The sequence below is a fragment of the Mesotoga infera genome (genome assembly GCA_011045915.1).
Taxonomy (GTDB): domain Bacteria; phylum Thermotogota; class Thermotogae; order Petrotogales; family Kosmotogaceae; genus Mesotoga; species Mesotoga infera_D.
Genome location: DSBT01000102.1, coordinates 1 through 12,723 on the forward strand (window position 1 = coordinate 1; position 12,723 = coordinate 12,723).

11 protein-coding genes are annotated in these 12,723 nt (G+C 47.5%); 9 read left to right on the forward strand and 2 right to left on the reverse strand.

Translation table 11 applies throughout. The features are described 5' to 3' along the window. Positions 1 to 21 precede the first annotated feature (21 nt). Positions 22 to 1,074, reverse strand: a complete 1,053-nt coding sequence (locus ENN47_03405; protein HDP77227.1) for a BMP family ABC transporter substrate-binding protein — start codon at positions 1,072 to 1,074, stop codon at positions 22 to 24. A 248-nt stretch (positions 1,075 to 1,322) separates the two neighbouring features. Between ENN47_03405 and ENN47_03410 the strand changes: the two genes are divergently transcribed. Further along, positions 1,323 to 1,808 (forward strand): ferritin, encoded by a 486-nt coding sequence (locus tag ENN47_03410; protein ID HDP77228.1) that lies wholly within the window; start codon positions 1,323 to 1,325, stop codon positions 1,806 to 1,808. Between the two features lie 76 nt (positions 1,809 to 1,884). Beyond that, entirely contained in the window at positions 1,885 to 3,669 is a 1,785-nt protein-coding gene (locus tag ENN47_03415) for a LysM peptidoglycan-binding domain-containing protein (protein ID HDP77229.1), read from the forward strand. A gap of 67 nt (positions 3,670 to 3,736) precedes the next feature. Here ENN47_03415 and ENN47_03420 read toward each other — a convergent pair whose 3' ends face one another. Further along, positions 3,737 to 4,606: an alpha/beta fold hydrolase gene (locus ENN47_03420; GenBank protein ID HDP77230.1), complete on the reverse strand. Its 870-nt coding sequence runs from the start codon at positions 4,604 to 4,606 to the stop codon at positions 3,737 to 3,739. A gap of 444 nt (positions 4,607 to 5,050) precedes the next feature. Between ENN47_03420 and ENN47_03425 the strand changes: the two genes are divergently transcribed. From ENN47_03425 to ENN47_03455, 7 genes are all read left to right on the forward strand, one after another. Next, the gene (locus ENN47_03425) at positions 5,051 to 6,058 is read left to right on the forward strand and encodes a sugar ABC transporter substrate-binding protein (protein HDP77231.1); all 1,008 of its coding nucleotides are present in this window, start codon (positions 5,051 to 5,053) and stop codon (positions 6,056 to 6,058) included. 83 nt (positions 6,059 to 6,141) lie between these two features. Then, positions 6,142 to 7,632 carry a sugar ABC transporter ATP-binding protein gene (locus tag ENN47_03430; GenBank protein HDP77232.1) on the forward strand — a complete coding sequence of 497 codons (1,491 nt, stop codon included), beginning with the start codon at positions 6,142 to 6,144 and terminating at the stop codon, positions 7,630 to 7,632. 23 nt (positions 7,633 to 7,655) lie between these two features. Next, on the forward strand, positions 7,656 to 8,681 hold the full coding sequence (locus ENN47_03435; protein HDP77233.1) for an ABC transporter permease: 1,026 nt from the start codon (positions 7,656 to 7,658) through the stop codon (positions 8,679 to 8,681). Next, positions 8,678 to 9,610 carry a sugar phosphate isomerase/epimerase gene (locus ENN47_03440; GenBank protein HDP77234.1) on the forward strand — a complete coding sequence of 311 codons (933 nt, stop codon included), beginning with the start codon at positions 8,678 to 8,680 and terminating at the stop codon, positions 9,608 to 9,610. Before ENN47_03435 ends, ENN47_03440 begins: the two co-directional genes overlap by 4 nt. 16 nt (positions 9,611 to 9,626) lie before the next feature. After that, the gene (locus tag ENN47_03445) at positions 9,627 to 10,496 is read left to right on the forward strand and encodes a sugar phosphate isomerase/epimerase (protein HDP77235.1); all 870 of its coding nucleotides are present in this window, start codon (positions 9,627 to 9,629) and stop codon (positions 10,494 to 10,496) included. Positions 10,497 to 11,340: 844 nt separating this feature from the next. Next, positions 11,341 to 11,916, forward strand: a complete 576-nt coding sequence (locus ENN47_03450) for a hypothetical protein (GenBank protein ID HDP77236.1) — start codon at positions 11,341 to 11,343, stop codon at positions 11,914 to 11,916. 72 nt (positions 11,917 to 11,988) lie between these two features. Continuing rightward, complete coding sequence (locus ENN47_03455; GenBank protein ID HDP77237.1) at positions 11,989 to 12,723, forward strand: cytochrome c biogenesis protein CcdA; 735 nt, start codon at positions 11,989 to 11,991, stop codon at positions 12,721 to 12,723.

Consider the following 12,723-nt stretch of genomic DNA (forward strand, 5'->3'; position numbering starts at 1 on the left):
CCGGGCGGCCCCTCACAATTGTTATTGAATCTTTCCCACTACGTTGCTTACAAACCAATCCATGCTGAGAAGCTCTGCGTCGGTAGGCTTCTCGCCTTCTGCATATCTCAGCGCACCCGTCTGGTCGTAAACAGGTCCGTCGAAGGGATGCATAAGCCCCTGGACGATTGCCTCTCTCATTGACTTCACGAGCTTTGCGATACCTTCGGGGACGAGTTCACCGACGAAGATTTCGACGACACCTTCCTTGATGCCTCCCCAGTACTGTTCGTTGGTCCAGGTTCCCTCAATCACGTTTCTCACTACGTACTCGTAGAAGGGACCCCAATTCCATACAGGGGCTGCGAGGAATGCGTTTGGAGCGAAGGCGGTCATGTCGCTGTTGTATCCTATTGAAAGCGCGCCTCTGTCTTCTGCCGCCTGCTGTGGAGAGGGTGAATCCTGATGCTGTGTGATAACATCTGCGCCTACGTCAAGAAGAGATTCTGCGGCTTCTTTTTCTCTCGCAGGATCGAACCAGGTGTTGGACCAAACAACATGGACCTTTGCATCGGGATTGACATACTGCACACCCATCGCGAAGGCGTTGATTCCGCGAATAACCTCGGGTATTGGATATGCGGCAACGTAACCGATGATATTGCTCTCAGTCATAGCTCCGGCGATCAGTCCGCTGAGAAATCTCGGCTCGTACATTCTGCCGAAATAAGTCCCGAGATTGTCGGTAGTCATGTAACCGGAACAGTGCATGAAGGTTGAATCCGGGAAAGCCTGCGCAACCTTGACCATGCTGTCCATATAACCGAAGCTTGTTCCGAAGACAAGGTCATAGCCTCTCTGAGCGTATCCTCTGAAAACAACTTCCGCTTCTGCCCCTTCAGGAACGCTCTCAATGAAATCAGTTACAACCTGGTCCCCGAAGACTGCCTCGACGTGAAGCCTACCGGCATTGTGCATGGTGCTCCAGCCACCGTCGCCGACCGGTGCTACGTAGATAAAAGCTACTTTCAGTGGTGCAGCCATCAGCGCCGCTGCAATCAGCAGTACTGAGAAGAACAAGAAAATCTTCCTCACTGTCATTACCCCCTTTGTAGTGAAATCAGGTTATCACGATGTAGAAATTATACCTTTATGAGATTGTCAATCCAAATCGAAAGCCGATGAGTAATCGAGAAAAAGCTTGAATGTATAAGTCTATTAGAACAGCTTTCCGCGACGTTTCGGGTACTTCTCATTAAGATAGTTTGTGACTTCTCTTCGGGGTGGTAAAATATCATGAAGGAAGTGTTGACGTTTATACAGAATTGAGAAGGAGGCTGAGTATGATAACAGCAAGAATGGAAAAGGAAATCAACGCCCAGATAAAGGCCGAGTTTGAATCTGCGTTCATTTACATGGGTATGGCCGCCTGGGCTCACAAGAATGGATACTTTGGAACGGAGAACTTCATGTGGAAACAGGCAAAAGAAGAAGAAGAACACGCAATGAAGTTCATTGACTACCTTAAGGACGTAGATGCAACCGTTGATATTCCTGGCATCGAGAAACCGACTATTGAATACAAGTCGATTTTCGATGTGTTCGAAAAAGGGCTTGAACATGAGAAATATATAACTTCAAGGATCAACAATCTCGTTACTATTTCCGATGAAGACGGGGATTACGCTACGAATGATTTTCTTCAGTGGTATGTCACGGAGCAGGTGGAGGAAGAGAAGACATTCAGGAACATAGTCAAGAGGCTGAAAATGGTCGGCGACCACGTGAATGGAATCTTCATGATCGATTCGAAGCTAGAAGAGCGATAGAACTCTGCGGGATGCTCAGGCATCCCGCTTTCATTTCTCGCCGGACTGCGCCAGTTCGAGATGAAGGGAGGATGAAATGCGGAGACTGCTTTCTTTAATCTTCATTATCTCTTTCTCAACTCTGTTGCTTGCTTCTAATCTTTTGCTCACGATTATCCATACGAGTGACATTCATGGAAACGTCTTCCCAATAGATTATACAACCGGGGAATTCGCCGATGTGGGGCTGGCAAAGGTGTCGAGTTTCGTTAATCATATGAGATCGACCAATCCGAGTACGATTGTCATAGATACGGGAGACCTGATTCAGGGAACCCCTTTTTCATACTACTTTGCAAGAATGGATGACTCTACTGTCAATCCCGTAATAAGTGCCATGAACATGATTGGATTTACCGCTTCCGTAATAGGGAGTCATGAGTTCAGCTACGGGCCAAAGCTTCTTGAGGAAGCTGTAAATTGCGCAGAGTTCCCCTTTCTTTGTGCAAACGTGGTCTTTGAAGGCAGTGAAGATCCTGTCTTCCCCCCCTATGAGATACTCACCCTCGAAAGTGACGATGAGAAGCTAAGGATCGCGATTCTCGGCCTTACAACGACTCTCACACAGAAATGGGAAGATCCCGAACATATTGCCGGTCTTTCCTTTCTGGATCCTGTTTGTGTCGCTGAGAAATACGTTGCTTTGCTGAGAGAAGAGGCAGATGTTTTAATAGTCGCTTACCACGGAGGTTTTGAAAGAGATCTGGCAACTGGGGAGCCCACCGAAGAGCTTTCTGGAGAAAATGTCGGTTACGAGATACTGAAACGAGTCGAGGGAATTGATGTGATGTTGACCGGTTATCAGCACAGAACCATTTCGGAGATAGTAGATGGAGTTGTTGTTTCTCAGCCTTCGAGTCGAGGAAGCTTCGTCGGCAGAGTTGAACTGGGACTTGAGAAGAGAGATGGTGGCTGGCAGATTATCGACAGATCCGCAGGTCTTGTGTCGATGAGGGCATATAATGCAGACATAGCTTTGATGGAAAAGCTCGGAGATTTCGAGAACCATGTTCAGAACTGGCTCGATCAGCGTGCCGGTTTCGCCGTGGGAGACTTCTATATAGGAGACCATTTTGAAGCCGCGTTGAAAGACAATGCTCTAGTTGAGTTTATCAACAAGGTGCAGATGGAAGCATCAGGCGCGAGTATTTCTTGTGCCTCGATCCTAACGGACGAGATTACTGGATGGATGACGGGACCCATCACTTTTCGCGATATTATTTCTGTCTATCCCTCTTCAAGTACCCTGAAAGTACTTAGAGTAACTGGCGCAGATATCAAGGCCGCCCTCGAGAAAAGCGCCGAGTGCTTTGCTTACACCGACAATGAGATCGCTCTCTCGGAGGGCTGCATTAATTCAAAGTCTTTGCACAAAGACTATTACATGTGGGAGGGAATAGATTACATAATCGCCGTGGATAGACCTCTCGGAGAGAGAGTTCTCAGCCTGAGGAGAAATGGAAAGCCTCTCGATATGAACGAGACATATGAGATCGTCTTGAACAGCTATAGAGCAGGTGGCGGAGGCGGATATTACATGTTTGAAGGCAGGCCCGTTCAAAGAAACATCATGCTCGACATCTCGGAAATCATGATGGATTACGTGATGGACAGGCATGTAATAAATGCTGAAGTAGACAACAACTGGTCCGTGGGAACTGGATTCATTCATACAATAGGGTGGAACGAGACATTGAGGTCCATAGCCGAAATGTATGGAATTAGCGCCTCTGAGATTATGGAATACAACCCCGACCTCACAAGAGTACGAAGTATCCCGACCGGCACGGAGCTGATCATTTACACACCTTCGATTCGATAGAACTGACCCTTATTGCTGTACCAGAGGACTCTCAAAAGAGCGGCGACGATCTTGAAAACAGGTTCCGTTAAGATTTCGATTCAGCACGGGTCAGGAACTGTCTAACTTCCCTGATATATTCGAACGGCTTTTCGAGATGGTGCTCATGAGAAGCCTCTTCAAATACTCTCATTACAGCGTTCGGAAACTTCTCTCTGTAGAAAGCGGTTGCCTCCGGTGTTGCCTCGTCGTGCTCGCCGCAGGTCAGCAGAACGGGACAGCTGATTTTGCCGAGCCGCGAACTGCAGTCGTAACCCTTCAGGACACCGGTTACGGTGAATTCGCTAGGTCCGTACATATAATTGTAGACGTCTTCCCCCATGCCTGCGACGGCCTCATTCATGCACTCTGGCCATGGTTCCATTCTGCAAACGAACTTGCCGTAGAACTCCGACACTGCTTTCTGATAATCTTCTTGGTTGAAGTTGCCGCTTTTCTCTGCTCTACTGATTGCCTCTCTAGATGAAACTTTAAGCTTCTCCATTAGCCTTCTGGCATCGCTTTCGAATCTTGAAATACTCATTGCCGGACCTGAGAGAACGATGCTCTTGACAGTCTCAGGATATTTCAGAGCGTATTCGCAGGCAAGAATTGTTCCCCAGGACTGCCCTAGCAGGTGAATTTCCGGGTAGGCTAATTCACTTCGCAAAAGCTCTATCTCCTCGACAAAGCGCTCGATTCTCCACAGAGATTTCTCTGAAGTTCTGTCTGATTTTCCGCAACCCAGCTGGTCGTAGAATACCACAGGTCTTTCGTTGTTAAGTGTTTCGAGTGTCTCCAAGTAGTTGTGAGGAACGCCCGGTCCGCCATGAATCGTTAGCAGCGGGATACCTTCAGTATCTCCGCCCTTAACTTCATACCATATTCTACCTCCTGGAACCACTACAAATCCTTCCATCTTTCTTCCCCCCTAAATGATTGCTTCGTAGTTGAACAGGTGTTGTCAGCGATCACACGGAGAGATTCACTGCCAAAATCCACAAAGCCAAAAGCCTGACAGTAAAGATCCGCAACGGGAATATTGCTTCGACCTGCCTCTCACACATGGTACGGGATCAAAAACAGTATATCATTGCAGAATTAGAACTTTGTCCTTCGCGACCCAAAGAAAAAGCCACGAATAATTTATTGCTCAAAGCAAAGAATAACTCGCGTCGAACTCGCAATTTTTCAGATAAGAAGGATATTTGGCTCTATTCGACCAATTAGGTCTGTAATCGTCCTTTGTCGAATTACAGGAGGCGTTAGTGGAATTCTTCAACAACGTCCATCATTGATATAATTGTTCCGGGCATTCCCCGATAGTATTTGTCAATTCATTTTCCAAAAAGGAGGTAAAGCTATGAGACATGTCAGGCGTTCGGTAATGCTTCTTCTTCTACTTGCAGTGATCCTTGGAGGAGAAGCTCTTCTTGCAGGTCTTACTTATGGTTACGTGACTCCGGGACCCGATACGTGGTACAGAAAGGATGTTGAAGGATTCGAGTATGCGGCAAGTCTCGTCGGCGTAGAAGTGATCGTACTTAACTCCGACTATGATACAGAGAAAGAGATTACGAATATCAACACTCTGGTAAACATGGGTGTTGACGGTATGTGTGTCTTCTCTTTCAACCCTAATGGTGCTTTCATTGCCGCAAGAGAAGCCGCGAAGGCAGGGATACCTCTAGTTGTAACAGACAACGTTGGTCAGGTCCTCCAGTCAGACGACGATATAGTTGCATGTATTGACTTTGACTGGGAAGGTATGGGAGAAAACATCGCCAACTACATCGCAGACAAATATCCGGGCGAAAATATTGCTTGCATCATGGGACTTTTCGAGCACGTTCCCGTTCAGATGTTCAGAAACACTTTCGAACCGAAAGTTGAAGAACTGGGAAAGAACGAGATCGTTGCAATCAGAGATGGCCAGTATACTCCTACTGTTGCCGTCGATCAAGCTCAGGATTTGATCGAGTCCGGTTACGAATTCTCCAACCTTTTCATCTTCAACGAGGAAATGGCAGCGGCGGTTGTCAGAATGTTGAAGACAAGAGGTCTGCTAAACAACCCGATCAGGGTAATCACAACAAACGGTGCACCCTACGGAATTGAGCTTATCAAAGAAGGAAGCATCGATTACTCGATCTCGACTTCACCCGGTTGGGAAGGATTCGTATCTTTCCTTGCGCTCCATGCTTACACTCAGGAACTCATAACCGATCTGAATCAGCAGATCCTCCTGCCCAACACTCCGATCACTCCCGAAACGATAGATGACAAGACGAAAGTAGTTCCCTGGGATGTCGATCCAGTCTGGATAGATCTGACAAGAGAGTACTTCCCGCAATACAATTCGCTTTACTGATACAGAATCGAGATTCCAGGGGGGATGAGAGCAGAGCTCTTCGTCCCCCCTTTTAGATAATCTTTTGATAAGGGTGAAAAGATATGCAGAGAAATCCGATAGTCGAAATGGAGAAGGCCACGAAAATTTACGGAAACCATAAGGCTCTTAATGACGTATCATTTGAGCTTCTTCCGGGAGAGGTTCATTGCCTGGTTGGAGAGAATGGGGCCGGAAAATCCACATTGATCAAGATTCTTTCCGGAGCGATTTCACCCGAGGCCGGGCTGATAAAAATCGATGGCAAAAGAGTCGAGGGCCTAACTCCGCGCCAGTCAATAGAGATGGGTATTTCTACAATATATCAGGATGCCGAACTGGTAGACTCTCTTACCGTTTCCGATAATGTCTATCTCGGCGATGAGTTAACAGGGAGACTTCCATTTGTTGTTGACACCAAGAGACAGACGGATAAAGTGAATGAAATCATCGAGGCTCTGAAGATGCACCTCCCGACCAATGTTCTTGTTGAAGAGCTCTCGGCTTCTCAGAAGCAGATGCTGCAAATTGTCAAGGCTCTTTACAGAGACGCGAAGGTTCTGATAATGGATGAACCGACCAGCTCTTTAGGAATGGACGAAACGAAGGCTCTCATGGATATCGTAAGAAATCTGCGAGATCGCGGTATCGGCATCGTGTACATCTCTCATTACCTTGAAGAGATTTTCGAAATAGGAGACAGAGTCACCGTCCTTAAGGACGGAAGGAGCATGGGAACTTTCTCAATTGAAAACATAACCGTTGAAGAGATCATCAGGAAGATGGTGGGAAGAGATGCCTCTCTATTCTACAGGAGAAAGAAAGTTGATATTGGCGATGTTGCTCTTGAAGTTAAAAACATATCCAGCTGGGGAGTAGTCGACAGTGTTACTTTCTCAGTAAAGAGAGGCGAGGTTTTCGGAATTGGGGGACTGGTCGGATCGGGAAGAAGTGAACTGGTGAATATTCTCTTCGGAGCTGACAGGGCCGATGAAGGAGAGATACTTCTCAACGGCAAGAAATTGAAGATAAAGTCTCCGCACGATGCTGTCAGACATGGAATCGCTTTGATCACTGAGGATAGAAAGAAACTGGGCATGCTCGGAGGAAGAGATATCGTTGAGAATACGGCTCTAGTGCACAGCGAGAATTTCAAGGGCTTTCTTCTCGATCGTAAGGAAGAAGAAACACTTACCGATGACATTGTCAACAAGCTTTCTGTTGCAGCACAGGACAAGTCTCAGAAGATCGAGGAGCTTTCCGGAGGAAATCAGCAGAAGGTTATTATCGGTCGCTGGCTGATTGACGACTCGGATGTCTATATATTCGACGAACCGACAAAAGGCGTAGACATCGGAGCAAGAGAACAGATCTATGAGCTAATAATTGAGCTTGCCGAACGAGGCAAATGCATAATCATGATCTCATCGGATATGCCTGAATTGCTTTCGATGAGCGACAGGATAGGGGTCATGAGGAACGGAAGATTGGTCGATATTGTTCAGAACAAAGACATAGAAGAAGAAGATATGATAAAACGCTTCATAGGTGTCTAGTGCTCGCAGGAGGGAATACGATAATGAGTAAGGATGACACGAATGTGCAGAAAAGAAGAATTCTTTCGAGAAAGAGGAGCTCGATTCTAAAGAGCCAGTGGTTCTATCTGCTCATTGCAGAAGTAACAATAGCCATAATTACAGGCCTGGTAAACCCAAGATTCTTCACAACAAGCAATGTGATGAATATTCTTGAACAGATAGCCGTTCTGGGCATCGTATCTTCGGGGATGACCTTGCTGATAATTTCCGGCGAGATAGACATCTCAGTCGGAGCGAATATTGGTCTTTCTTCTGTCGTTATGGCAATGATGATCAAAGGGGGGTACGGCTATCTTCTCGCAGTCCTTGTTGGAATAGCGCTGGCCGTTTTCAATAGCCTATTAGTTGGAATAACTGCGAGAGCGTTCAAGGCTCCCTCATTCATTACTTCACTGGCCTTCATCAGCGTCTTTCAAGGAGTTGCGCTTGCGATAACAAAGGGCTCTTTTCAAACAATATACGGTCAGTTTGAGTTTATTGGCACTTTCAGGCTCTGGCAAATCGTGCCGTTGAGCTTTCTGATCAGCATCGCCGCGTACATTGTGATGCACTTCATGCTGTCGTATACGAAGCTTGGGAGACGAACATATGCAGTCGGAAGCAATCCATCGGCGGCCTTCCTTTCGGGTATCTCCGTCAACAAAGCTAAGCTTACTGCCTTTGCGCTTAACGGGTTGTTTATAGGTGTTGCATCAATGGTATTGCTCTCAAGAATAGGAGCCGCCCAACCTTCGACGGGCAGTGGAACCGAGCTGAAGGCGATCGGAGCCGTAGTTATTGGAGGCACTCCTCTTGCGGGAGGAAAGGGGCGGATAATCGGCACCTTCTTTGGTGTTTTGCTGATGGGTATAATATCGAATTCACTCAATATGCTTAGGGTTAACCCTTACTTCCAGACAGTAACCTTCGGTGTGCTGATAATAGCTTCCCTTGCAGTGAGTGTTCTGAGTTCCTACAAAAAGAAAGAGAAGATAAAGCCTCAATCAGTAAGGGAGGAGAACTCATGAAACCACAGAACTATGTCTTGATCAATCAGGAGATTGAGAAGAGGTTCGTCCAGGAAAAGAAGAGAAGACCCGAGAGATTTAGACGCAGGCTTTCTCTTTCATGGAGTATCTGGATGTTTGGAACCGAGCCTATCGAAGACTCTCTCGAAAGGCTTCAGAGAAATGGTCTTGAGTATGTTGAGATAAAGGGCGACACATCGGTTCCAAAGGAGAAAATGAAACGAGCCCTTGAGCGCTGCGGAATAAGGGTCTCCGGAGCCTGCGGCATGTTTTCGCCCGAAAGGGACCTCTCGAGCGCTTCAATAGACTCGCAAGAGAATGCAATCGATTACGTTCGTCGGGTTTCTCGCTACGTTGCCGACCTCGATGGGGTATACATGATCATAGTTCCTGGAGCGGTGGGAAGGCCCGAAGCAGTTGACAACCTCGAGATTGAAAGAAGTGCCGAAGCTTTGAAGCGATGTGCCAGCTATTTCGAGAATACCGGAGTGAAACCTGCAATAGAACCGATTAGGTCGGCAGAAGTAAGTCTGGTTCACACGATCGATGAAGCTCTGATGTATTTGGAGAAAGTTGATGAACCCTTGATAAACTCACTGAATGGTGACATATACCATATGCTGAACGGAGAAAGAAACGTCGGTGAAGCTATTCTAAAGTGCGGTGAGAGACTGGTGAATCTTCATATTGCCGACAGCAACAGAGATGCGCCCGGAAAAGGCCAGATAGATATTGATACTGCGATTATGGCAGCCTATCTCACCGGTATGAATATAGAAGGAAGATTCATCACATTTGAGCCCCTCGGCCCCTATCCCGACCCGTATGTTCTCTCGACGGGTCCGTGTAATGTCGCAGTTATGGATCGGCTCGTCAAAGATTCAGTTGAATACTTCAGAGAGCGTGAGGAAATAGTCCGCTCACTGTAAACTTGGAGGAATCGCTATGAAGATAGGTTTTCACACAGATGCTTTCAATTCGGCAGTATTTAGTTTTGAAAAGGCGCTAAATTGGGCCAAGGAGAATGACGTTCATTATATCGAGCCGGGCATAATAGACGGTGTTTCATGGATTCACGGTCTAGGATACTTTCCTCACATTTCGCTCTCCGAGGACCCGCTGAAAACGAAAATCAAGATGGAGGAGTACGGAGTGCGGTTTTCACAGATAGATTCGGCCTATCCCCTTTCCGGTAATGAAGGCTTCTACAACGGCGTTCCCTACGTTCTGAAATCGATCCCGTGGGCCAAACTTGCCGGATGTCCAAACATCGCCACGACAGACGGTCTCAAAAAGCCTTCTGGATTTGGCGAAGACGAGGCGCTTGAGTTGATGAAGAGAGCCTACAGCATAATTGTTGAAACGGCAGAATTGTATGAGATAAATATAAATATCGAAGTCCACGGCTATTTCACCACCAATCCCGATCTGCTGGAAAAAATGCTCGATTTCGTTCAGAGCGACAGACTCGGCCTCAATCTCGACACGGGCAACAGCTTCATAGCCGGGCAGGATCCGGTGGCCTTCTGCCGGCGCTTCATTGACAAGATAAAGCATGTTCACATCAAAGATGTTTCTGAAGACCTAGCAGCGGCCATGAGAGGAAAGGACACCGGAATCGGCATAAGCCATTCTGCAATTGGAGATGGCGTTAATTCAGACAACATAAAGACAATTATCGCCATGTTAAGGGACCGCGGGTACACCGGAACTCTCAGCATGGAGTGCGAGGGCATGGGTGGGCCATTGATCGAAAGATCGCTCAGATGGTTGAGAACGACCCTTGAAGAGCTTGGAATAGAAGAAGAGAAGTGAAGAGATTTCGGGCGCTGATTTGTAGAAGGATTTAGTCCGCCTTCAACTCTTCAGGTCCGCGCAGGGGAAGGTCTTAGAAGCAGCAGTCTCTGTATAGTACTGACAGTGTAGAAGAGAGTTAATCCTTATGGAGTAAACTGAACATCGATAATCCGAAAGGAATCGCAACTTCTCTGTGTCACTTATTGCCTGGGCTTCGTGTTTAATGCGAAGCCCCATTATTCACCTCAGCGAAACCTGTCGTACCTGCTGTTTATGCTCATCATTACCTAAAAGTCAGGCAGTCAAATACCAATCATGTATTGGTTCTTGTGCGAATACTTTGGTTTGCTCCTGATGATCCTGATCTTAAGTCCTCCCTTGAGCGAGAAAAGCCACGAAGTGCGGAGAGTGCTCTGAAGGGACGAGTGAAAGATTGAGAGAGATCAATACGAGAACTTCGCTTCGAGAAAAACCATATTCGAGACTACAAGAAACAGTCAGAGAAATCAGATCCGTTACAGGAGCCCTTAACAGGTGCGTGTCAGGGCAGGCTCTACGGAATGACATGTCGAAATCTTCCTTTGTCGGCTTTTCGTGAGCGTTGCGAACGGTTTGACAATGTCCTCTCTTATTTATCTCGATCTTATCGGAGAACAGCGAACAGTGTCTTACAGCGTTCAGCGGCTTTCAGACAGCGAAGCGGAACTGGCCTCGCCGAAGGCGAGACTGGCTAGGCGAAGCCTGACTGGCCACCGAAGGTGACTGGCTCCTGAAGATCCGCTACGCGCGTAAGAACAAGAATTCGCTGATCGCTGCAGAAGACAGCGTTGAACCCAACAAAAGCTTCCCCGCGAAGAAGGCCTTGCGTCCCACCGAAGGTGGCATCAATTCCCCGGACGTTTCTCAGGGCATCACTTCTGACCTTGTTGTTGATTTCGATCTTTCAGGTGAACGGGTCCTTGTTCTTGGACGGCTCACGGATGACGGCTGTTACAGCTTTCAACGGTTCTTAGCCCGCGAAGCTGAACTTGCGTTTGCGAAGCAAAGACTGGCCTTGGCTCTTGCTCCACCCGATCTTATTTACCCGAATTTCGCAACCCGTACCTGTAAACCCGCTCTTTTAGAAATCGATCTTCGGGTCTTTTTCCCAAGAAGCGGAACTGGCCACGTCGAAGGCAAGACTGACCAGGCGAAGCCTGACTGGCCTGCCTCAGCAGAATGGCTTTCAGATCGCTTCCTGCCGAAGGCTGCCTTGCGTCCCCGGATGCTTTCCCGGGCATTGCGACCTGGCCTGATCTTCGCCAGCCTTGCGTCCGCCGATGTTCCTCGGCGCCTTGCGTCAACAGACTGGTTTCTAAATTCCTGTCTTCTCGTGAGCGAAGCGAACGTCTCGACAACGCACTTTCTCGGTTGCTCTTATCGGCAGATACGCCCTTAGTCTACACTTCTTCACAAAGATTTCATTTGCATGGAAAACGAAATAGTTTATACTATACCCGGGAGGGGTACTATGAATGAATTGACTTCTGTGGCAACGGGAACTCTGGGTTTATCACCAATGATCAGTCCAATCGTAACTACCAGTGTCACTTACGGCAGCGCGTTTCTAGGGGGACTGCTTTCTTTCTTCTCTCCTTGTATTCTTCCATTGATTCCGGTATTTTTCGGAGTGCTTATGGGTGGTGCAAGCGATGCAAAGGCTCGTTTCATAAGGGGAGCGTTTTTCACCCTGGGAATGTCAATTTTCTTCTTCATACTTGGAATCGGAGCAACGGGACTTGGGACGTTCATCAGGCAGAATGTTGTCATGATGAATATCATCTCTGGAAGTCTCTTCATTCTCTTCGCATTCCTCTATCTCTTTGAAATTGGCCTCAAGGGAGTGAATTTGAACGTCTGGAAGTTTGGCGGGTCTGCTGTAAGCGGTTTTGTCCTGGGTGCAGTACTCGGCCTCGTATGGGTACCCTGTGCCGGTCCCATACTTGGATCGATTCTCGTTTTGGCAGCCAATCAATCTGCGATTGCAGAGGGTGGTCTTATGTTGTTGGTCTATTCGCTCGGCCTAAGCATTCCCTTCCTTACGCTCAGCGGTCTTGTGGCAAAACTTACTTCCAAGATTTCGTTTGGCGGCGAGAGCAAATGGAGGAAGGTCGTGAAGGTGGCGGTCTTCGTTGTTCTACTTGCGGCGGGACTCCTCACTATGACAGGAAACCTAAATCTATTACAGTTCGCAACGGGAGGTTGA